Below are 21,830 nucleotides of genomic sequence, written 5' to 3' on the forward strand. Positions count from 1 at the left end.
AGGATCCGGGCATCTCGGTCTGCGCGTCAGGAGACGGGTACCGCGACCGGCGCCTCGGCGGGCTCCGGCTCCTCCTGCTTGCTGAGTTCGCTGGGCCACCACATGGCCCTGCCGATGTCGAGGTTGAGCGCCGTGACCAGCACCGACCGCACGATCAGGGTGTCCAGCAGCACGCCGAACGCCACGGCGAACCCGATCTCCGCGAACGCCACGAGCGGGAGGGTGCCGAGCACCGCGAACGTGCCCGCCAGGACCAGCCCGGCCGAGGTGATGACGCCGCCGGTGGCCGCCAGGCCCACCAGCGAGCCACGGTGGTGCCCGATCCGCAGCGCCTCCTCCCGCACCCGGGTCATGAGGAAGATGTTGTAGTCGATCCCCAGGGCCACCAGGAAGACGAACACGAACAGCGGGAACGACGTGTCCGCGCCGGCGTAGCCGAACACGTACTTGAACACGAGCGCGCTGATGCCGATGGCGGCGCCGAACGAGAGGACGACGGTGCCGATGAGCACCAGCGGCGCCACGACCGCCCGCAGCAGGACCATGAGGATGAGGAACACGACGAGCAGGATGATCGGGATGATCAGCCGGTTGTCGTCGGCCGAGGCCCGCTGCACGTCGAGGTTGACCGCCGTGGACCCGCCGACCAGCGCGTCGGCGTCGGGCACCGCGTGCACCGCCGCACGGACCCGGTCGACCGTGTCGAAGGCCTCGTCGGCGTCGGGCGCGGACGTCAGGGTGCCCTCGAGGTAGGCGAGGTCGTCCAGGACGACGGGTTCGGAGACGCTCGCCGGGTCGATCCCCTCGACCTCCGCGAGAGCCGCGGCGACGTCGGTGGCCTGGTCGGCGTTCGTGATCACGACGACGGGGGAGCCGGCGCCGCCGGGGAAGTGCGCGGAGAGCACCTTCTCGCCCACGATCGACGGCTGCTCGCCGCGGAACGACTCCTCGGTGGTCAGACCGGTCGCGTTGAGCGCCACGATGCCGACGCACGCGACGAGGAGCGCCGCGGAGGTGCCGATCCACGTCGCCCTTGGCCGGCGCTCGATCCGGCCGCCGACGCGCGCCCAGAAGCCGTGCTCGGACGGCTCGCCGTCGCCCAGCTTGGGAGTGCGCGGCCAGAAGATCCACCGGCCGCAGGTGACCAGCAGCGCCGGCAGCAGGGTGAGCATGACGAGCACCGCGACGCCGACGCCGACGGCGGCCACCGGGCCGAGGCCGGCCGTGGAGTTCATCGTCGCGAAGAGCAGGCAGAGCATGCCGATGGCCACCGTGGCACCGCTGGCGATGATCGCCGGGCTGGCGCGGTGCAGGGCGAGCGCCATGGCCTCGTGCCGGTCGCCGTGCTTGCGCAGCTCCTCGCGGTAGCGCGCCACGAGCAGCAGGGCGTAGTCCGTCCCCGCGCCGAACACGAGGACCGTGAGGATGCCGGCGCTCTGCGCGTTCACGGTCAGGTCGTAGTTGTCGGCGAGCAGGTAGATGAGCGCCTGCGACACGGTGAGCGCCACGCCCGCGGAGATGACCGGCAGGAGCCAGAGGATCGGGCTGCGGTACGTGATGAGCAGGATGACGATGACGACCGCGACCGCCGCGTACAGCAGCGTGCCGTCGATGCCCTCGAACGCCTCGGACGAGTCCGCGGCCGAGCCGGCCGGGCCGGTGACGTAGACATCGAGGCCGTCGGGGCCGTCCTCCGCGGTGGCGCGCAGGTCGACGACGGCGTCGGCGGCCAGGTTCCAGCCGTCGGACCCGAGGTCGAGCGGGACGATGATCTGCGCGGCGTTGCCGTCCTCCGAGGGGATCGGGCCGACGACGTCGCCGTCCAGCGTGTCGAGCGTGCCGAACTCGGCGGCGTCCGCCGCGATGGCCGCCAGGTCGTCGGGCGTGAGGCCGGACGACCGCTCGTAGACCATGACCGCGGGGATCGTGTTGGCGGACACGAAGCTGCCCGCGACGTCGAGCACCTCCGTGGACTCGGCGTTGGACGGGAGCCAGGACTTGGCGTCGTTGTCCTGCGCGCCCGTGAGCTTGCCCGCGAGGGGCCCTAGGAGCGCGACCACGACGAGCCAGAAGGCGATGACGGCGAACTTGAGGTAGCGATGGGTGATCCATCCGGCGACCTGAGACATGGGTGTTCCTTTGCAGGGGATGTCGACGACGACTGGAAAGGGGCAGACCGCCCGCCCGGAGATACCGCGGCGGCCGCCGGTCTCGGTGCTGTGAGTGATCCTAGGATTTCGGGGTCGGCAGGCCCAGGGATATCGGGGAGACCCCCCAATCGACCCTCAGGTTCCCCTCAGGAGTTGCTCAGGGCAGCCACGGCGCGTGCCACGTCGTCGGCGTCGTTCCAGACGTGGAACGCGAGCCGGACACCGCCGCCGCGGCCGGCCGCACGGGTGCCCGCGGCCGCGAGGAGAGCTCGTCGCGAGCCTGCCTCGTCGTCGGGCAGGGCCACGATCGCGCTGCCGCCGGGCTCCATCCCGAGCCCGGCACGGAAGGCGTCGGCGAGACCGACCGCGTAGCGACGGACGTCGTCCGCAGGTGCGTCGGCGAAGAGCTTCAGCGCGGGGACCGCGCCCACCCAGCAGAGCCAGGCGGGGGAGACGTCGAGCCGCCGCGCGTCCCCGGCGAGCGCCATGTGCGGGCCGTAGACCGACGACCAGATCTCCTCGCCCGCGTACCAGCCGGCGCTCGTCGGTCGGAGCCGGTCGAGCACGTCCGGGCGGACGGTGAGGAACGCGGTGCCGCGCGGCGCGGACAGCCACTTGTACGACGCGCAGACGGTGACGTCGAAGGCGGTCGCGTCCACGGGCAGCCAGCCGGCGGCCTGCGTGACGTCGCAGACGGTCAGGGCACCGGCCGCGGCGGCCGCCGTGCGGATCGCGTCGACGTCCGCGATCCGACCGTCGCGCGACTGCACCAGCGAGAACGCGACGGTGTGGGTCGACGCCCGGACCTCGTCGGCCAACGACTCCAGCGTTACCTGCCGGACGGTGACGCCGCGGTCGGCGTGCGTCAGGAACGGGAAGACGACCGAGGCGAAGTCGCCGTCGACCACGAGCACCTCGGCGCCGTCCGGCACGCTCGATGCGACCAGGCCGACCAGCGCGGACGTCTGCGAGCCGATCGCCACCCACGAGGTCTCGACCCCGACCAGCCGGGCGAAGGCGGCGCGCGAGGCCGCCACCGCCTCGTCGTACACCGCGAGGTCGGCCTTGCCGGCCTGCCAGGAGTCCAGGGCGTCGCGCATCGCGTCCACGGTCGCCCGGGCCGGCAACCCGCACGTGGCCGCGTCGAGGTAGCCGGGCACGGGGGCGAACGCGGAGCGCAGCACGGTCAGGGAGTCCATGGCGACGATCGTCTCAGCCCGCGGCCGCGGCCAGGTGTGCCGAAACGGGGTCCGTGCCTGCGTTCCTCTCGCTAGCGTGTCGCCAGCACCGACGCCGACCAGGGAGCCACCGCCATGCCGCCGTACTGGACCGCCCGCCGCATCCTCTGGACCGGTGTGGTCGTGGCGCTCGGCGCCAGGCTCGTCGTCCTGCCGGTGTTCTACGCCCTCGTGAACGCGTTCCCCTTCCGTGTCGACTTCTACGGCTTGGGCGTGGTCGACGTCTACGGCTGGCTCGAGGCCGTCATCTCGATCGCCGCGTGGGTGGGGGCGTCGATGGTCGCTGCCTCGTTCGTCGTGCGCGTCCTGGAGGAGCGCGGCGTGGTCCCCGCGGTTGTCGAGGACGCCGACGCCGACCGGTCGACCGAGCTCTGACTCAGCGGCTCAGCGCACGCGCGCCGGGTCCCCGGACTGCGTCGCGTGAAGACTTCGTTCCTCCGGGCGCAACGAAGTCCTCACGCGAGCGTGCTGAGCCAGTTCCGGACCGCGGCGGCGACGGCGGTGTCGCTCGTCGGCGTGTGCGTGCCGGGCAGGAAGACGGTGGTGACCGGCCCCGGGACGGCGGACAGGTGGGCGGTGAGCTCGTCGGGGGAGCCGAACGGGTCGCTGGTGCCCGAGACCGCCAGCACAGGGACGTGGAGGTCGGGCAGGTGCGCCGCGCGGAGGTTGTCGGGGCGGCCCGGCGGGTGCAGCGGATAGGAGAGCAGGACCAGCCCGGCCGCGGGCAGTCCCTGCGCGACGGCCATCGAGCACATGCGGCCGCCGAACGAGCGGCCGCCGAGCACCAGCCGGTCCGTGCCGACGCCGAGGGAGTCGGCGAACGCGGCGGCCTGCGCGGTCACGTGCGCGATCGCCGGTGCCGCGGTCTTCGGGAGGTCGAGCCGCAGCACGGGCAGCGGGGCGACGGCCGCCTCGACGGCGACGAGCGCGGGGCTCTCGCGGGTCCCGCCGAACCCCGGGGTGAGCAGCAGCCCGGCGACGGTCATCGCAGGCCCAGCACCGAGGTGATGGTCCGGACCACACCGTTGGCGGTGTTGGCGGGTGCGACGAACCGGGCGTGCGCCCGGACCTCGGGGTGCGCGTTGTCCATCGCGAACGAGTAGTACGCCGCGTCGAGCATGCCGATGTCGTTGAAGTAGTCGCCGAACACCATGGTCTGCTCGGCGGTGATCCCGAGCGCGGCCTGCACCGCCCGCAGCGCGTGGCCCTTGTCCGCGGTCGGGCTCATCACGTCCACCCAGTGCTCGCCCGAGACCAGCCCGTCGAACGGCTGCAGCAACCGGCCGGCGCCCGTGACCGCGGCGCCGAAGTCGTAGACGGCCACCTTGAGGATCTGGTCGTCGACCACGGTCAGGTCCTCGACGTGCTCGAGCTTGGCGTAGTAGGGCGTCGCGTGGTCGAGGAACGCGTCGTCCGTGCGCTCGACGTACGCGGACCGCTTGCCGCACAGCACGGTCCCCAGGTCGAGGTGGTCGGCCGCCCGCACGGTCTCGACGGCCTTCCGCGCGGTGCCCAGGTCGAGGCCGTCGGAGCTGATCTCCTCGTCGTGCTGGACCACGTAGGAGCCGTTCTCCGCGATGTAGACCAGCTCGTCCCGGCCGAACTGCCGGCGCAGGGTGGCGTACTGCCGGCCGCTCGCCGGGCACAGGCGGATCCCGCGGCGGTCCAGCTCGTCGAGCAGCGGCCAGAAGTCGTCGTGGATCCGCTTCTCGTCGTCCAGCAGGGAGCCGTCCATGTCCACCGCGATGAGCCGGATGTCGGGGACGGGGTCGAAGACGAGGGGTTCCACGGGGCGATTCTCTCAGGAGGCCTCGCGGGCCAGGTGCTCGACCGTCGCGGTCAGCGCGCGGAGGCCCGTCTCCACGTCGGCCAGGCTGACGTCCTCGTCCGGGTGGTGGCTGATGCCGTCGGGGTTGCGCAGGAACAGCATGCCGACGCCGGTCACCGCCCCGATGGCCATGGCGTCGTGCCCCGCGCGGCTGAACAGGGCGGGGACGTCCCGGCGGCCGGTGTCCTCGATCCCGGCGCGCACGACGTCCTGCAGGAGGGTGTCGCACATGACCGCGGGCGCCTCGTGCAGCTCGCGCGCGGACCAGGTCAGCCCTCGTCGGCCGGCGATCTCGTCGAGCTCCCGCGTGATGCTGCCCCAGACGCGGTCGCGGTCGTCGTCGTGCTCGCCGCGCAGGTCGACCGTCAGCCGGGCCTCGCCGGGCACGATGTTCACCGCGCCGGGGAACGTCTCCAACCGGCCGACGGTGCCGATGATGTGGTGCTCGGCGCGGCAGAGGCGCTCGACGGCCAGGGCGACCTCGCTGGCGCCCAGCAGGGCGTCGTGCCGCGTCTCGTACCGGGCGCCGCCGGCGTGCCGGGCCTCGCCGTCGATCTGCACGGCGAACCTTCGGGCACTCGCGATCGACGTCACGACGCCCAGGGGAGCACCGCCGTCGTCGAGCTCCGGGCCCTGCTCGATGTGCGCCTCGAGGTACCCGGCCAGGGAGTCCGGGGTGCGGGCGGCCGAGCCGATGCGCCCGGGGTCGAGCCCGAACTCACGGAACGCCGTGCGCAGCGTGGTGCCGTGCTCGTCGGTGAGGTCCCACCACGCCTCGTGCCAGCGACCGGCCATCGCCGAGCTGCCCAGGAGGGCGGTGCCGAACCGGGCGCCCTCCTCGTCCCAGAACGCCACGACGTCGAGCCCGAACCGCAGGGTGCTCGCGACCGGCCGCAGCGCACGGACGACCTCGATGGCCATGAGCACGCCGAGGATCCCGTCGTACCGGCCGGCGTCGCGCACGGTGTCCAGGTGGGAGCCCAGCAGCAACGAGGGCGCGTCGGGGTCGCGTCCGGGCAGGTGGCCGCACTGGTTGCCAGCCGCGTCCTGCCACGTGTCGAGCCCGACCTCGCGCATCCAGCGGGCCGCCACCCGGTTCACGCGGGCGTGCTCGGGGGACAGGTAGACGCGCTCGATCCCGCCGGTCATCGACGTGTACGCGGCGAGCTCGTCGCAGCGGGCCATGATGCGCCGGGCGGCGGCGGGGGCGTCGAGCATCACGCCTCCGCGTAGGCCGCGTCGACGCCGCCGCCGTGGGGGACCGTCGCGCCGGCCCGCCGGAGCACCTGCTCCAGCGCGGCGAGCGTCAGGAGCACCGTGTCGAGGCGTGCGTTGGCGCCCATCGTGCCGATGCGCCACACGCGACCGTGCAGCGGGCCGAACGACGTGCCGATCTCGATGCCGAAGTCCTGCAGCATCGCGCCGCGCACGGCGTCCCCGTCCACGCCGTCCGGGATCTCGACCGCGACCACGTTGTGCATCTTGTGCGCCACGTCCCCGAACACCCCCAGCCCCAGACCGCGGACCCCCGCCAGCATCGCGCGACCGGCCAGCTCGTGCCGGTCGATGACCGCCTGCCGGCCCTCCTCGAGGATGATCCGGGCGCACTCGCGGGCGGCGTACAGCATGCTCGTCGCCTCGGTGTGGTGGTTGAGCCGCCGCGGCCCCCAGTAGTCGAGGATCATGCCGAGGTCGAAGTAGTTGGAGTGCACGGGCTCGCCGGTGTCCTCGTCGGACTCCTCGCGGATCCCGGTCTCGATCCGTCGGCGCCCGTGGATCACCTCGACCGCCTTGTCCGACAGGCTGATCGGCGCGCTCCCCGACGGGCCGGACAGGCACTTCTGCAGCCCGGCCGTGGCGGCGTCCAGGCCCCACGCGTCCATCTCGAACGCGTTGCCGCCCAGCGACGCGGTCGCGTCCGTGTAGAACAGCACGCCGTGGCGTTCGCAGATCGCGCCCAGCTCGTCCAGCGGCTGGAGCATCGTCGTCGACGTGTCGCCCTGCACGACTGCCAGCAGGTGCGGGCGGACGCGGACGATCGCCTCCTCGATGACGGACGCCGGGAACACCTGCCCCCACGGCACCTCGATGGTGTGCACCTCGGCCTGCGCGCGCAGCGCGATCTCGGCGAGCAGGTGCCCGAAGCGCCCGAACACCGGGACCAGGACGCGCGCGCCCGGACGCACCAGCGACACGATCGCCGCCTCGATCCCCGCGCGGGACGTGCCGTCGACCAGCAGGGTCGCGTCGTTGGTCGTCGCGAAGACCTCGCGGTACAGGGCCATGGTCTCGTTCATGTACCCGGTCATCACCGGGTCGTACTGGCCGACCAGCGGGGTGGACAGCGCGCGCAGCACGCGCGGGTCGGCGTTCACCGGTCCGGGTCCCATGAGCAGGCGGGCGGGCGGGTTCACCGGGGCGGTCATGCGGGTCCTCCGAGGGAGCGGGCGTGCCGGACGAGGGAGAGGTCGGTGCCGCGGGGGCCGACGAAGCAGACCCCGACCGGCGCGGGCCCGAGCGCGGACGGGAAGTGCAGGGCGGGGACCGACAGGGCGGGCAGACCGCCGATGCCGGCCAGCGCGGTCATGCGCAAGGTGGCGCCGCGGACCCGGTCGAGCTCGTCGGCGCTCGCGGTGCGGGCGGGGGCCGGACCGGGCGTGGTGGGCAGGACGAGGACGGCGTCGTCGGCGATCGCGCGGATCACCGCGGACAGCCGCTCCACCTCGGCACGAGCGGAGGCCTCGTCCGCCGCGGTCACTTCCCGCGCGATCGCGAACCGCTCACGCACGCCGGGTCCGACCGCGTCGGGATGCGCGTCGATCCAGGTGCCGTGCGCCCGCCACGCCTCCGCGGCCTGCACCACGCGGAACGCCTCGAACCACGCGTCGAGAGGGCCGACCTCGACCTCCTCGACCGTCCCGGCGCACCAGGCGTCGAACGCCTCGCGCGTCGCCGGCTCCAGCAGCTGCAGGACCTCGACGGGGACCACCCGGCGGGAGGGCAGGAGCGGCGCGTCGTCGTCGAGGCACCAGCTGACGACGTGCTCCAGGGTCGCGCCCGTCCGGGTCAGCCAGCCCACCGTGTCGAACGAGGGCGCCAGCGGCAGCATCCCCTGCCGAGGCACCAGCCCGTGCGTGGTGCGCAGCCCCCACAGACCCTGGTAGCTCGCCGGCACGCGGACCGACCCGGCGGTGTCGCTGGCCAGGCCGACGTCCGCCTGCCCGGTGGCGACGGCGGTCGCGGGCCCGCTGGACGAGCCACCTGGGAGCGCTCCGGGGACGGCGCCGTTGACGGGGGTGCCGTAGTGCGGGTTGGCGCCCGCGATCGAGTACGCGAGCTCGTCGGTGCGGGCCAGGCCGCGGACGGACGCGCCTCCCTTGAGCAGGTCGAGCACCGCCGGGGCGTGCTCGCGCTCGCGGGCCGCCTCACGCAGCCACGTCGGGTTGCCCGCGCCGATCCGGTAGCCGCGGACGGCGAAGACGTCCTTGACGGCGACCCGCAGACCCAGCAGCGGGCCGGTGAACGCGCCCTGGTAGAGCGGGTCCCCGACCGTGCGCCACACGGACGTGTCGAAGCTCCGGGTCCGGCCGGTGACGTGCGCGGCCGTGATGCGCCAGCGGCCCTCGGAGAGCTGCCACACCTGCGTCTGCAGCCCGGATCCGCCGCCCTCGTAGCGGGAGGTCGCCACGATGAGCCAGCAGTCGTCGGCGAGCTGCCGGAACTCGACCCGGTCCAGCACCCGGGGCGCGATGCCGCCGCGCGTGCTGCGGAACGCGCTGATGGCGTCGTGCCCGACCAGCAGGCCGTCGCCGTCGCCGCGCAGCGTCAGCGGACCGGGGGCGAACGCGTCGTCCAGCGTCGCGACGTCGTCGGTGGCGAGCGCGTGCTCGTACGCGTCGAACGCCTCCTGCAGGTCCGCGGGCAGGCTCATCGGGCGAGCCCGTCGAAGTCGGCCACCCGGATCCGCGCGTGGGCCCCGCACACCTGGTCGACCACCTGCGAGATGTTGATGTCGGTGGCCGCCGAGAGGTACGCGTAGGCGAGATGCTCGTCGAGCCCCCAGCGGGCCTGGAGCAGGCCGAGCGCCGCCCGGACGCACTTGCGCACGGCCTCGCCCAGGTCCTTGTCGAGCCCGGTCGGGACCAGGTACTCCGGCGTCTCGACCAGCGGCCCCTCGAACGGTCCGAACCGGGCCAGCGCCTCGACCGCGGGCACCACGTCGAACCGGAGCGTGACCCGCAGCGACGCCTCCAGCGCGGTGAGCGCCACCTCGCCGTCGCCCTGCGCGAAGTGCGGGTCGCCCACGTACGCGAGCGCGCCCGGCACCTGCACCGGCAGGTACAGGGTGCTGCCCACCTGGAGCAGGTTGATGTCGATGTTGCCGCCGTGCGCACCCGGGGGCACGGAGTGCGGGCGCTCGTCGCCGGCCACCGCGACGCCCATGATCCCGAGGAAGGGGGCGAGCGGAAACTCGATCAGCCGCTCGCCGCCGTCGACCGCCGGCAGGCAGCCGACGTTCTCCCGCACCGTGGCGAACACGCTCACGTTCTGGGGCCCCCGCGGGAGCTCGCCGGCCAGCGCGCCGCGGCCGTGCCGGTTGGAGATGACCCCGTACGGAACGCGGGGGGTGGTCTCCAGCACGGTGATCGCCAGCAGGTCACCGGGCAAGGCGCCCTCGACGTGGATCGGACCGGTCACCACGTGTGGGCCGTCGGTGGTCTTCCGCGTCAGGGTGCCGACGATCTCGATCGCGTCGGTCAGCACGTCGCTCGGGGCCACCCCGTGGCCGGTGAAGTAGGCCAGCGGGTCGCTGCCCTGGTCGTCGAGCAGGCCCTCGTGGCTCACCGTGTCGATGGTGACCTCGGTGCCGGGCTCGATGCGCAGCACCGGCTCGTCGGCGCCGCAAGGGAGACGTCCCCACAGGACGGTCTGCGGGGTCGACGGCAGGTAGGCCGCCGCCCGGATCTCGCCGGCACCCGGCTGCAACGTTGCACTCATCGGTCCTGCACCCCCACGATGACGCGGTGAGGACCTGGGACGACGCGCGCCGACACCTGGTGCTCATGCTGGCTCTGACGTTCACGACCGGCATCGTCGACGCCGTCGGCTACCTGGGACTGGACCGCGTGTTCACCGCGAACATGACCGGCAACGTGGTGATCCTCGGCATGGGTCTTGCGGGGGCCGACGACCTGCCGGTGCTCGGCCCGGCGCTCGCGCTGGTCGGCTTCCTGGCCGGTGCCGCGGTGGGCGGACGGGTGCTGCGGACCGCACCGGCCGGCTGGTCGCACCGCACGAGCGGCACGTTCGCGGCCACCGGGGTGCTCGCGGTCGGGCTCGGCCTGGGCGCGCTCGTGGCGCCGCCGGTCGAGGGGACGGTGTGGGCGTTCGTCGTCACCGCGCTGCTGGCGGTCGCGATGGGGCTCCAGGCCGCGAGCGCGCGACGGCTGGCGGTCAAGGACGTGACCACGGTGGTCGTCACGTCCACGCTCACGGGTCTGGCGGCGGACAGCCGGCTGGCCGGCGGCGAGGGGAAGGGCTGGGCGCGCCGCTCGCTCGCCGTCGCGCTGATCCTGGTGGGCGCGGGCGTCGGGGCGCTGCTGCTCGAGGTCGGGGGCGAGCAGGGTGTGGGCGTGGGGATGCTGGTCGCGGGGGTGCTGGCGCTCACCGCGGCGGCGCTCGGGCACCGTCACCGCGAGGCCTGACGGCTCACGCACGGGCGACCTCCGGCAGGAGGACACGACCGGTCCCCGCAGCGGTCACGGCTCCGGCCTGCACGATCGGCGACCCGTGCAGCCACACCGTCCGCACGGCACCGGCGAGCGAGGCACCGTCGTAGGGCGACACCGGGTTCCGGTGCTCCAGCGCGTGCACGTCGACCACCCGCTGCTCGTCGGGCGCGAACGCCACCAGGTGCGCGGGCGCGCCGACCGCCAGCTCGCCCAGGTCCAGTCCCGCCACCCGCGCAGGCCCGGTGGTGACCAGCGGCAGCAGCCGCTCCAGGGCGATCCCGCGCCGGCGGGCCTCCGTCCACACGACCGACAGCCCGAGCTGCAGTCCCGCGATGCCGCCCCAGGACAGTCCGAAGTCGGCGTTCTTCAGGTCCGCGGTCGACGGCGAGTGGTCGGACACGATCGCGTCGATCGTCCCGTCGAGCACGGCCTCCCACAGCAGGTCCTGGTTGCCGGCGTCGCGGATGGGCGGGCAGCACTTGAACTGCGTCGCGGCGGCCGGCACGTCCTCGGCCCGCAGCGCGAGGTAGTGCGGGCAGGTCTCGACGGTCAGCGGGAGGCCGTCGGCCTTGGCGGCGCGGACCAGGTCGAGCGAACCGGCGTCAGACAGGTGCAGGACGTGCGCGCGGGCGCCGGTGCGCCGCATCGCGTCGATCACCCGGGCGATCGCGTGCCGCTCGCTCACGGCCGGCCGGCTGGCCAGGAAGTCCGCGTACCGGTCGCCCAGGGCGCCGTCGCCGCGCAGGTCGGCCGGGTCCTCGGCGTGCACGACCAGGACGCTGCCGAGCGTGGCCACCTCCGCGAGCGCGGCCTCCAGCTGCGCGGGGTCGAGGTGTCCGAACTCGTCGACGCCCGACGGGGTGAGGAACGCCTTGAACCCGCGGACGCCGGCGTCGTGCAGGGGCCGGAGCGACCCGAGGTTCTCCGGCACGGCCCCGCCCCAGAACGCCACGTCCACGGTCAGCTTGCGGGCGGTCGCCGCGCGCTTGGCGTCCAGTGCCCGGACCGTGGTGGTGGGCGGGATCGAGTTGAGCGGCATGTCGACCAGGGTCGTGACACCACCGGCAGCAGCCGCACGGGTAGCCGACGCGAAGCCCTCCCACGCGGTGCGGCCCGGCTCGTTGACGTGCACGTGGCTGTCCACCAGGCCGGGCAGAAGGACCTCGTCGGGGCCGAGCTCGACCTCCGCGACACCGGCCGGGACCGGTCCGTCGAGCGCGGTGATGCGCCCGTCGGTGACCGCGACCTGCGCGGGCTGCCACGCTTCGTCGACCCAGGCGCGGCGCGCGCGGACGACGAGGTCGGGCACGGTCATGGCGGCTCCCGGTGGTCGGCTGCTGCGTCAGGCTACGGCCACCGGCGACACCGCGTCCGCGTGGATCCGGAAACCGGCAGACACCGGGCAACCGGGGGCCGTCGTCACGCCTGCGGCGAACACGGGCAGTCCAGGCACCACCCCGCCGTTAGCATCGAACAACGCCGCCCCGTCGTCCCCCGGTGCGCCAGCCAGGGGAGCCGGCACGCAGCTCGTGAGGAGTGCACATGTTCGAGAGATTCACGGACCGAGCCCGTCGCGTGGTCGTCCTTGCCCAAGAAGAGGCACGGATGCTCAACCACAACTACATCGGGACGGAGCACATCCTCCTGGGCCTGATCCATGAGGGTGAGGGTGTCGCAGCCAAGGCTCTGGAGTCGCTCGGCATCTCGCTCGAGGCCGTGCGCGCCCAGGTGCAGGAGATCATCGGCGAGGGCCAGCAGGCTCCGTCGGGTCACATCCCCTTCACCCCGCGCGCCAAGAAGGTCCTCGAGCTGTCGCTGCGCGAGGCGCTGCAGCTGGGCCACAACTACATCGGGACCGAGCACATCCTGCTCGGCCTCATCCGCGAGGGCGAGGGCGTCGCCGCCCAGGTCCTCAACAAGCTGGGCGCGGACCTGAACCGCGTGCGCCAGCAGGTCATCCAGCTCGTCTCCGGCTACCAGGGCAAGGAGCCCGTCGCCGCCGGCGGTCCGCAGGAGGGTCAGCCCTCGGGCAGCGCCGTCCTCGACCAGTTCGGCCGCAACCTCACGCAGGCTGCGCGCGACGGCAAGCTCGACCCGGTCATCGGGCGCGAGAAGGAGATCGAGCGGGTCATGCAGGTGCTGTCCCGCCGCACCAAGAACAACCCGGTCCTCATCGGGGAGCCCGGCGTCGGCAAGACCGCCGTCGTCGAGGGCCTCGCGCAGGACATCGTGCGCGGCGACGTGCCCGAGACGCTGAAGGACAAGCAGCTCTACACGCTGGACCTGGGCGCGCTCGTGGCGGGTTCCCGGTACCGCGGTGACTTCGAGGAGCGCCTGAAGAAGGTGCTCAAGGAGATCCGCACGCGCGGCGACATCATCCTGTTCATCGACGAGATCCACACCCTCGTCGGGGCGGGTGCCGCCGAGGGCGCCATCGACGCCGCGAGCATCCTCAAGCCGATGCTGGCGCGCGGCGAGCTGCAGACCATCGGTGCCACCACGCTCGACGAGTACCGCAAGTACGTCGAGAAGGACCCTGCCCTGGAGCGTCGCTTCCAGCCGATCCAGGTGGCCGAGCCCAACCTGGCGCACGCGATCGAGATCCTCAAGGGTCTGCGCGACCGGTACGAGGCGCACCACCGCGTGTCCATCACGGACGCCGCGCTGGTCGCCGCCGCCACCCTGGCGGACCGGTACGTCAACGACCGCTACCTGCCGGACAAGGCGATCGACCTGGTCGACGAGGCCGGCGCCCGCCTGCGCATCCGCCGCATGACGGCTCCCCCGGAGCTGCGCGAGCTCGACGAGCAGATCGCCGAGACGCGCCGCGACAAGGAGTCGGCGATCGACGAGCAGGACTTCGAGAAGGCAGCCCGTCTCCGCGACGCCGAGAAGCAGCTCGGTCTCAAGCGCGTGGAGAAGGAGAAGGCCTGGAAGTCCGGCGACCTCGACGCGGTCGCGGAGGTGGACGAGGAGCTCATCGCCGAGGTGCTGGCGATCGCCACGGGCATCCCGGTGTTCAAGCTCACCGAGGAGGAGTCCAGCCGGCTGCTCCACATGGAGGAGAACCTGCACAAGCGCGTCGTCGGCCAGGAGGCGGCCATCAAGGCGCTCTCGCAGGCCATCCGCCGTACGCGTGCCGGGCTCAAGGACCCGAAGCGCCCCGGTGGGTCGTTCATCTTCGCCGGCCCCACGGGCGTCGGGAAGACCGAGCTGGCCAAGGCGCTCGCGGAGTTCCTGTTCGGTGACGAGGACGCGCTCATCCAGCTCGACATGTCCGAGTTCTCGGAGAAGCACACGGTCTCGCGGCTGTTCGGCTCGCCTCCCGGCTACGTCGGGTACGACGAGGGCGGCCAGCTCACGGAGAAGGTCCGTCGCAAGCCGTTCTCGGTGGTCCTCTTCGACGAGGTCGAGAAGGCGCACGCGGACATCTTCAACTCGCTGCTGCAGATCCTCGAGGACGGTCGCCTGACCGACTCGCAGGGCCGGGTGGTCGACTTCAAGAACACCGTCATCATCATGACCACGAACCTCGGCACCCGGGACATCGCCAAGGGCCTCATGACCGGCTTCCAGGCCGGCGGGGACCTGTCGACGTCGTACGAGCGCATGAAGTCCAAGGTCAACGACGAGCTCAAGCAGCACTTCCGGCCTGAGTTCCTCAACCGCGTCGACGACGTGGTCGTGTTCCCGCAGCTGTCCCAGCCGGAGATCTTCGCGATCGTCGACCTCATGGTCGCCAAGCTGGCCACGCGCCTGCGGGCCAAGGACATGGACATCGAGATCACGCCTGCGGCCAAGAAGCTGCTGTCGGAGAAGGGCTACGACCCGGTCCTGGGTGCTCGGCCGCTGCGCCGCGCCATCCAGCGGGACATCGAGGACGCACTGTCCGAGAAGATCCTGTTCGGCGAGCTCAAGGCCGGCCAGCTCGTGATCGTGGACGCCGAGGGCGAGGGTCTGCTCGGGGAGTTCACGTTCCGTGGCGTCCCGCGCGGAGCGCACCCGGCGGAGCCGGTCGCGGTCGGCGCCTCCTACGGCACGCCGGGATCGGGCACCGACCTGCCCGCGGCGGGCCCGGTCATCAGCGACGGTGGCACGGGGACGCTGCCCCAGGTGGGCTGACCCGCACCGCACGCACGGCGAACGCCCCGGTCCCTCGCGGACCGGGGCGTTCGCCGTTCCCGCGCCGCTCGTCGCAGCGCCGACTTCGTGACTTCCGGACGAGTTCGTGAGCTACAGCTCACGAGCTCGACGGGAACTCACGAACTCGCGGCGGGAGGGGCGCGCAGAGCGCAGGTGTCGGCGGCGGGTGACAGGGTGGGGTCATGCCTGGACTCCGCCGCCTGCCCCGATCCGCACCCGAGGAGCAGGGGGTGGACCCGCGGGCGCTCACCCGGCTGGTGGATGCGCTCGCCGGGTGGCCCGAGCTCCACTCGCTCATGGTGCTGCGGCACGGAGCGGTCGTCGCCGAGGGCTGGGCGGCGCCGTACGCGCCCGACCGGCTGCACGAGCTGTACTCGCTGAGCAAGAGCTTCACGTCGACCGCCGTCGGGTTCGCCGTGGCCGACGGGCTGCTCACGGTGGATGACCTGGTGCTGGACCACGTGGGAGACAAGGCACCGGCCGCGCCGGACGCGAACCTGCAGCGGATGCGGGTACGGGACCTGCTGACCATGACGACCGGGCACGACGAGGACCCCACCGGCGCGGTCTTCGACTCCGGTGCGCAGGACTGGGTCGCGGCGTTCCTGGAGCAGCCGGTGCAGTACGAGCCGGGCACGCACTTCGTCTACAACACCGCGGGCACGTTCATGCTCTCGGCGATCGTGCAGAGGCTCACCGGGCAACGGCCCCTCGACTACCTCGGTCCGCGGCTGTTCGAGCCGCTCGGGATCGAGGGCGCGATCTGGCAGCAGTCGCCGGAGGGGATCGACGTCGGCGGGTCCGGCCTGTCCGCGACCACCGAGGACGTCGCGGTGTTCGGCCAGCTCTACCTGCAGGGCGGCGTCTGGGACGGTCAGCAGGTGGTGCCGGCGGGATGGGTTGCCGAGGCGACGCGCGCGCAGGTGTCCAACGCCGGCGGACCCGACCCCGACTGGACGCAGGGGTACGGCTACCAGTTCTGGCGCGGACGCCACGACAGCTACCGCGGCGACGGCGCGTTCGGGCAGTTCTGCGTGGTGCTGCCGGAGCAGGACGTCGTCGTGGTGACCACGTCGGGCGTCGCGGACATGCACCACCAGCTGGAGCTGGTCTGGCAGCACCTGCTGCCCGGGCTGTCGGACGGACCTCTGCCCGGCGACGACGAGGGACGCGCGCAGCTGGCCGACCGGCTCGCGGGCCTGCGCCTCGACCCACCGGCCGGATCGCCCACGTCCCGCACGGCCGAGCGGCTGAGCGGGCGGACGATCACGTTCGAGCCGAACACCCTCGGCATCCGCAACGCGGTGCTCGAGGTGGGCGTCGAGCACGACCGCCTCACCGTCGACCACGGCGAGGAGACGGTGATCGTCACGGTCGGGCACGCGCAACCGGCGCTGACCCGCACCACCCTGCGACGCAAAGACCCCGAGGACGTGCTGGTCAGCGGCACGTGGACGTCGGCGGACACCTACGTGATCACGGTGAGGTTCGTCGAAGCGCCGTTCGTCGCGACCGCCACCATGACCGTCACGGGTGACGACGTCGTGGTGGAGAGCGGGATGAACGCGTCCTTCGGTCCGACGACGGCCCCGCCGCTGGTGGGCAGCCTGGTGCAGACGCTCGACGAGGTGTGGGTCGGCTGAGTCCTCAGCTGAGCTCGAGCACGGTCCACCAGTCGTTGACGTCGCGCTCCGGGTAGCCGGTGACCTCCTGCTGGCCCGCGGTCAGCCGGGGGTCCGAGGCGCGGTGGGAGTGCAGCGCGGCGCCGGTGGCCACGTGCACGAGGCGGACGCGGGCGCCCGCGGTCCAGGGGCGGTCGTCGATGATCTCGACTCGCCAGTCGGCGGACGCGTCGGGGGTGTCGACGGCACTGACCTGCTGCTGGCGCGTCAGCGGCGACGGGATGCCGGCTGCGCTCCGGAGCCAGCGGCCGGTCGACACGTGCCGCAGCCGGAGCACCGACCCGTCGCGCAGCGCGGTGCCGGCGGGCGTCCCGGCGGTTCCGACGAGCAGCCACCGGTCGTTGTCGTCGGAGCCCGCGAAGCACGTGACCTGCTGCAGGCCGTCGCTGTCGCGGTGCGTGTACGGGAGGTCGTGGGAGTGCAGGGTCAGGCCCGTCCACACGTGCGAGAGCTTGACCGTGTCGCCGGTCGACACCTGGTCCTTGACGCCGGGTGGGCGGCGGGTGAGCACGCGGGGCCGCCGGGGCGTGTAGTCCTGCAGGAAGAAGCCGCGCCACGTGTGGCCGTTGGACGCGGTCCAGTCGGGCTGGTCGCGGTCGGAGGTGAGCGTCACGACCTTGCCCACCGAGTTGTTGTCGTAGACCTGCAGAGTGGTCCTGCCGGTCGCACGGTCCTGCTCGTACCCGTAGGCGATGACCTGGTGGTTGTCGCCGATCGCGGCGAGGCTGCGCGCGACGACGAGCCCCAGGACGACCGGGCGGCCGGCGTCGATGGACTTCATCAGCCGCGGCAGCTCCTCCTCCTTGGTCCAGCGCGTGACGCCCTTGAACACCCACGTCTCGTCGTCGGAGTGCATGGACCAGGTGACGAACTTGGCGGCGGACCCGGTGAAGAACGAGTCCCGGAGGCGCTGGGTGAACAGCTGCGCGAGCCAGTGGGAGTCCGGCGGGACGCGGCTCGGCGCCCACAGGTCGGCGCGCCAGGCGGGCACCGGCTGCCCGGCGAGGAAGTAGTCGAGCGACGCGTACGCCATCCCGCCGCACCGGCCGGACGTCGTGATCTTGGCGCCGTTGGGCAGCGTGAGCACCTCGTTGACGAACGCGTTCGGGAACGCGAAGCCGTGGGTGGTGGGGTCGAACGCGACCGCCCCTCGAAGGAGGACCTGCTCCGGCATCGACACACCCTCTCGTCCCGTGAGCCGCGCCTCGACCTGCGGCACCCCCGTGCATGTCGAGGGTGCCACGAAGGAGTCCGCGGGGCGGGGTGAGATACGACGACGGCCCCGGCTCGCGAGGAGCCGGGGCCGTCGTCGCGCAGTCAGCCGCCGTAGCTGACCAGGTACGCCGGGATCGTGGCCGTGCCCTGGGCCACGCCGCCGGTGTCGTTGATGACGTGCGCGATCACGCCGTTGCCGCCGAGCGACACCGTGAGGATGTTGTGGAACCGCACCCCCGGCTTGACCGGTGACTGGAACCCGCTGTCGACGACGATGCTCGGGTCGCGGTCGCCCCGAGGTCGATGGGCAGCCACTGGGCGTCGGACGCCGATCCTCCGGGTCCGCGCCAGCGCCTGAACCTCGTCACCCCTCGCAACGTCCGCACATCCGGCAGTCCCGACGACCGAATCCGCGGACGTCCGCTCGGGGAACGCTTGACGTCCGCACATTCACGCGCCGGGACGACCGAATCTGCGGACGCTGGCCCTCCCTCCACACACAGCAACGTCCGCACTCCTGCGGGTAGGAACCCACGGGAGTGCGGACGTGGCGTGCGGGTGGGTCAGCTGCCGATGGCGGACTCGACCTCGAGCGTGAACTGCTTGGCCGCGTCGGCCGGGGTCATCCGGCCGAACAGGACCTCCTGGTTGATGCGCCGCGTGATCTCGGCGACCTGACCGGCGCCGACCGGCGGGACGGCCGGTCCGTCGACGATCTCGTCCTCGAGGTCGGCCAGGAACTCGGCGGCCTGCTTGTCGGTGGCCGAGAACTTGTCCTGCACCGCCGCGCGGACGTCGATGTTGGCGGGCAGCCCGCGGTCGGAGAGGAGGATCTCGCCGGCGGCGGGGTCGTTGAGCAGGAAGTCGACCAGCAGGGCCGCCTCCTCCGGGTGCTCGGACTTGGCGGAGACCGAGTAGTACATGGCCGGCTTGAAGTACATGCCGGTGCGGTCCTCCTCCGACTCGCCGGGGACGCGGAGGAGCTTGAGCTCCTTGCCGGACGCGTTGGTGATCGCGGTCAGCTGGTTGGTCCAGAACCACGCCATGGCGCCCTTGCCCGTGGCGACGAGCGACTGCTCCGGACCGCCGGCGTCGACCTCGACCGTCGTCGCGGCGTCAGGTGAGCCGCCACCGGCCTGCAGGTCCAGCGAGTACTGCCACCAGTCGGCGAGGGTGTCCTCGTCGTACCCGAGCTTGCCGTCCTTCGTGTAGAGCGACTCCCCGCGCTGGCGGGCGAAGATCGAGAACCCCGGCTCGTTGAACCCGTAGTCCTGCGCGCCGAACACGGCCTTCCCGGTCTTGGCGGAGATCTCGTCGGCGATCTCGACGTACTCCTCCCAGGTCCAGGTGGAGTCGTCGGGCAGCTCCACGCCGGCGGCCTCGAAGGCGGTGGGGTCGGCGACGACCGCGTACGCGTTGACGCCGGTGGCCACGCCGTACAGGGCGTCGTCGATGGTGCCGGACTGCAGCACGTTCTCGTCGATCTTCGAGGTGTCGAGGCCCAGCTCGTTGAGGTCGGCGAGCACCCCGCGTGAGGCGTAGTCGTTGAGGAACCGCTCCTCCTGCGTGATCACGTCCGGGGCGTCACCGCCGGCGACCGCGGTGCCCAGCTTGTCGAAGTAGCTGTTCCAGTCGGTGTAGTCGGGGACCACGGTGATGTACGGGTACTTCTCCGTGAACTTGTCGAGCACCGACTGGGTCAGCTCGTGCCGGGTGTCGGAGCCCCACCAGGAGAAGCGGATCTCGACGGGCTCCGGGGGGCCCGACGAGGTGGGCGTGGCGGCGGGCTCGTCGGACGAGCCCGCGCAGGCGGTCAGTGCGAGGGCCGCGATGGCGAGCACTGCACCGGCACGGAGGGACTGTCGGGGGCGCATGGTTCTCCTTGGGTGACGAGGACGACGGTGTGCTGTCGGGAGGGCCGGCGGATCGGGTGGAGCTACTTGATGCCCGTCGTCGCGATCCCCTTGACCAGGTACTTCTGGCCGAACAGGAACGCGAGGAAGACGGGGATGAGCGAGACGATCGACATCGCGAACATCGGGCCCCACGAGCTGGCGCCCGTGGAGTCCAGGAACGTGCGGAGAGCGACCGGCGCGGTGTACATGTCCGGCCGGACGAGGAAGATGAGCTGGCTGAAGAAGTCGTTCCACGTCCAGATGAACGTGAAGATCGCCGTGGTGGCCAGGGCGGGCAGCGACAGCGGGAGCATGATCCGCAGGTAGATGCGTCCGTGCCCGCACCCGTCCAGGCGGGCGGCCTCGTCCAGCTCCCGGGGGATCCCGCGGAAGAACTGGACCATGAGGAAGATGAAGAACGCGTCCGTGGCCAGCAGCTTCGGGACGATGAGCGGCAGGAACGTGTTGATCCAGTCCAGCCGGGCGAACAGGATGTACTGCGGCACGATGATCACGTGGATCGGCAGCATGATCGACATGAGCATGACCGCGAACCACAGCCGCCGGCCCCGGAACTCGAGGCGCGCGAACGCGTAGGCCGCCATCGAGCAGCTGACCAGGTTCCCCACCAGCGACCCGAGCACGATGACCGCCGAGTTCAGCAGGTACCGGCTGAACGGGTACTGCAGCGCGTTCCAGCCCTGCGAGTAGTTGGTCCAGTCCACCTCGGTGGGGATGAGCGACACGTCGCGGAAGATCAGCTCGGTGGGCTTGAACGAGCTGATGAGCAGCCAGATCAGCGGGTAGAGCATCAGCAGGCAGAGCGCGACGAGGCCTGCGTGCTTGAGCACGGAGCGGCGGCGGTCGGGCCACGGGGAGCGGTGGTGCTGCACCGGGGGGACCTCGTCGGCCAGGGCCGACAGGGTCGTGGCAGGGGGCGTGGGGCGCACGTGGACCTCAGTCATCGTAGAAGACCCAGAACTTGGAGGCGAAGAAGTTGATCAGGGTCATCACCGCGACGATGAGGACGAGCAGCCACGCCATGGCGGACGCGTAGCCCATGTCGAAGGCTGTGAAGCCCTTCTGGTAGAGGTAGAGCGTGTAGAACATCGTCGAGTCGGCCGGTCCGCCCGTGCCGCCGGAGACCACGAACGCCTGCGTGAAGCTCTGGAAGGCGCCGATCACCTGGAGCACCAGGTTGAAGAAGATGATCGGCGTGAGCAGCGGCAGCGTGATCGAGCGGAACTTGCGCACCACGCCGGCGCCGTCGATGGCGGCCGCCTCGTAGTACATCTCCGGGATCTGCCGCAGGCCGGCCAGGAAGATGATCATCGGGGCGCCGAACGTCCAGATGTGCAGCAGGACGAGCGTGCTCAGCGCGGTGTCCGGGTCCGACACCCAGCCCTTGCCCTCGATGCCGAACAGGGCGAGGAAGTGGTTGACCAGGCCGTCGATCCCGAACACCTGGCGCCACAGGATGGCGACGGCGACCGAGCCGCCGAGCAGCGAGGGCAGGTACAGGACCGAGCGGTAGAACGGCAGACCCTTGATGCCGCGGTCGAGGATGAGGGCGAGCGCCAGGGCGGCGATCAGCTGCAGCGGCACCGCGGTGAACACGTACGTGAACGTGACCCGCAGGGAGTTCAGGAGCCGGGGGTCCTGGAACAGCCGCGTGTAGTTCTCGATGCCGACCCACGACGGCGACTGCAGCAGGTCGTAGTCCGTGAAGGACAGGTACCCGGACGCGACCATCGGGCCGATCGTGATGAGCCCCAGGCCGAGGAACCAGGGCGCGAGGAAGATCGCCGCGCTCTTGCCGTCGCCGCTGCGCAGGGGTCGCCGAGCGGGCGCAGTCTTGCCTCCGCGCGCCGCTCGCGCCGTCCGGCGCAGTTCTGTCACCACAGACATGTCGTCGATCACCTCACTGTGTTCGCCGTGGGGATCCGG

At 72.0% G+C, this 21,830-nt stretch carries 18 protein-coding genes; 4 read left to right on the top strand and 14 right to left on the bottom strand.

Annotated features, from left to right (window positions below):
- Nucleotides 1–26: 26 nt before the first annotated feature.
- Complete coding sequence (locus tag AC1DXT_RS08660) at nt 27–2,129, bottom strand: MMPL family transporter (protein ID WP_477060953.1); 2,103 nt, start codon at nt 2,127–2,129, stop codon at nt 27–29.
- Between the two features lie 167 nt (nt 2,130–2,296).
- The gene (locus AC1DXT_RS08665; RefSeq protein WP_477060954.1) at nt 2,297–3,349 is read right to left on the bottom strand and encodes an aminotransferase class V-fold PLP-dependent enzyme; all 1,053 of its coding nucleotides are present in this window, start codon (nt 3,347–3,349) and stop codon (nt 2,297–2,299) included.
- 114 nt (nt 3,350–3,463) lie between these two features.
- On the opposite strand from AC1DXT_RS08665, the gene AC1DXT_RS08670 reads away from it, so the two are divergent.
- Entirely contained in the window at nt 3,464–3,763 is a 300-nt protein-coding gene (locus AC1DXT_RS08670; protein WP_477060955.1) for a hypothetical protein, read from the top strand.
- An 80-nt stretch (nt 3,764–3,843) separates the two neighbouring features.
- Here AC1DXT_RS08670 and AC1DXT_RS08675 read toward each other — a convergent pair whose 3' ends face one another.
- Genes AC1DXT_RS08675 through AC1DXT_RS08700 form a run of 6 tightly spaced genes read right to left on the bottom strand, consistent with a single transcriptional unit; the run spans nt 3,844 to nt 10,214 of the window.
- The gene (locus tag AC1DXT_RS08675; protein ID WP_477060956.1) at nt 3,844–4,374 is read right to left on the bottom strand and encodes an alpha/beta hydrolase family protein; all 531 of its coding nucleotides are present in this window, start codon (nt 4,372–4,374) and stop codon (nt 3,844–3,846) included.
- Nucleotides 4,371–5,177 carry a Cof-type HAD-IIB family hydrolase gene (locus AC1DXT_RS08680; protein ID WP_477060957.1) on the bottom strand — a complete coding sequence of 269 codons (807 nt, stop codon included), beginning with the start codon at nt 5,175–5,177 and terminating at the stop codon, nt 4,371–4,373. The genes AC1DXT_RS08675 and AC1DXT_RS08680 overlap by 4 nt, the downstream gene beginning before the upstream one ends.
- A 12-nt stretch (nt 5,178–5,189) precedes the next feature.
- Nucleotides 5,190–6,434: an allantoate amidohydrolase gene (locus tag AC1DXT_RS08685; RefSeq protein ID WP_477060958.1), complete on the bottom strand. Its 1,245-nt coding sequence runs from the start codon at nt 6,432–6,434 to the stop codon at nt 5,190–5,192.
- Nucleotides 6,434–7,642: a pyridoxal-phosphate-dependent aminotransferase family protein gene (locus tag AC1DXT_RS08690; RefSeq protein WP_477060959.1), complete on the bottom strand. Its 1,209-nt coding sequence runs from the start codon at nt 7,640–7,642 to the stop codon at nt 6,434–6,436. Before AC1DXT_RS08690 ends, AC1DXT_RS08685 begins: the two co-directional genes overlap by 1 nt.
- The gene (locus AC1DXT_RS08695) at nt 7,639–9,147 is read right to left on the bottom strand and encodes an AtzH-like domain-containing protein (RefSeq protein ID WP_477060960.1); all 1,509 of its coding nucleotides are present in this window, start codon (nt 9,145–9,147) and stop codon (nt 7,639–7,641) included. Before AC1DXT_RS08695 ends, AC1DXT_RS08690 begins: the two co-directional genes overlap by 4 nt.
- A complete protein-coding gene (locus tag AC1DXT_RS08700; RefSeq protein WP_477060961.1) occupies nt 9,144–10,214 on the bottom strand; it encodes an acetamidase/formamidase family protein in 1,071 nt (356 codons plus the stop codon). The genes AC1DXT_RS08695 and AC1DXT_RS08700 overlap by 4 nt, the downstream gene beginning before the upstream one ends.
- 26 nt (nt 10,215–10,240) lie before the next feature.
- On the opposite strand from AC1DXT_RS08700, the gene AC1DXT_RS08705 reads away from it, so the two are divergent.
- Entirely contained in the window at nt 10,241–10,921 is a 681-nt protein-coding gene (locus AC1DXT_RS08705; protein ID WP_477060962.1) for a YoaK family protein, read from the top strand.
- A gap of 4 nt (nt 10,922–10,925) precedes the next feature.
- On the opposite strand, the gene allB is transcribed toward AC1DXT_RS08705, so the two are convergent.
- Nucleotides 10,926–12,263, bottom strand: coding sequence for an allantoinase AllB (gene allB / locus AC1DXT_RS08710; protein ID WP_477060963.1), 1,338 nt, complete (start codon nt 12,261–12,263; stop codon nt 10,926–10,928).
- 227 nt (nt 12,264–12,490) lie between these two features.
- On the opposite strand from allB, the gene AC1DXT_RS08715 reads away from it, so the two are divergent.
- Both AC1DXT_RS08715 and AC1DXT_RS08720 read left to right on the top strand, forming a co-directional pair.
- Nucleotides 12,491–15,070 carry an ATP-dependent Clp protease ATP-binding subunit gene (locus AC1DXT_RS08715; protein ID WP_477060964.1) on the top strand — a complete coding sequence of 860 codons (2,580 nt, stop codon included), beginning with the start codon at nt 12,491–12,493 and terminating at the stop codon, nt 15,068–15,070.
- Between the two features lie 203 nt (nt 15,071–15,273).
- A complete protein-coding gene (locus AC1DXT_RS08720) occupies nt 15,274–16,734 on the top strand; it encodes a serine hydrolase domain-containing protein (protein ID WP_477060965.1) in 1,461 nt (486 codons plus the stop codon).
- Between the two features lie 4 nt (nt 16,735–16,738).
- Here AC1DXT_RS08720 and AC1DXT_RS08725 read toward each other — a convergent pair whose 3' ends face one another.
- The 5 genes from AC1DXT_RS08725 to AC1DXT_RS08745 form a co-directional block, all read right to left on the bottom strand.
- On the bottom strand, nt 16,739–17,947 hold the full coding sequence (locus tag AC1DXT_RS08725; protein WP_477060966.1) for an MIR domain-containing protein: 1,209 nt from the start codon (nt 17,945–17,947) through the stop codon (nt 16,739–16,741).
- Between the two features lie 143 nt (nt 17,948–18,090).
- Complete coding sequence (locus AC1DXT_RS08730) at nt 18,091–18,303, bottom strand: hypothetical protein (protein WP_477060967.1); 213 nt, start codon at nt 18,301–18,303, stop codon at nt 18,091–18,093.
- A 248-nt stretch (nt 18,304–18,551) separates the two neighbouring features.
- Complete coding sequence (locus tag AC1DXT_RS08735) at nt 18,552–19,862, bottom strand: ABC transporter substrate-binding protein (protein WP_477060968.1); 1,311 nt, start codon at nt 19,860–19,862, stop codon at nt 18,552–18,554.
- Nucleotides 19,863–19,924: 62 nt separating this feature from the next.
- Nucleotides 19,925–20,848 (bottom strand): carbohydrate ABC transporter permease, encoded by a 924-nt coding sequence (locus tag AC1DXT_RS08740; RefSeq protein WP_477060969.1) that lies wholly within the window; start codon nt 20,846–20,848, stop codon nt 19,925–19,927.
- Nucleotides 20,841–21,791 (bottom strand): carbohydrate ABC transporter permease, encoded by a 951-nt coding sequence (locus AC1DXT_RS08745; RefSeq protein ID WP_477060970.1) that lies wholly within the window; start codon nt 21,789–21,791, stop codon nt 20,841–20,843. Before AC1DXT_RS08745 ends, AC1DXT_RS08740 begins: the two co-directional genes overlap by 8 nt.
- Between the last annotated feature and the right edge of the window lie 39 nt (nt 21,792–21,830).

It is taken from the genome of Cellulomonas sp. P1_G12_2 (genome assembly GCF_056405535.1).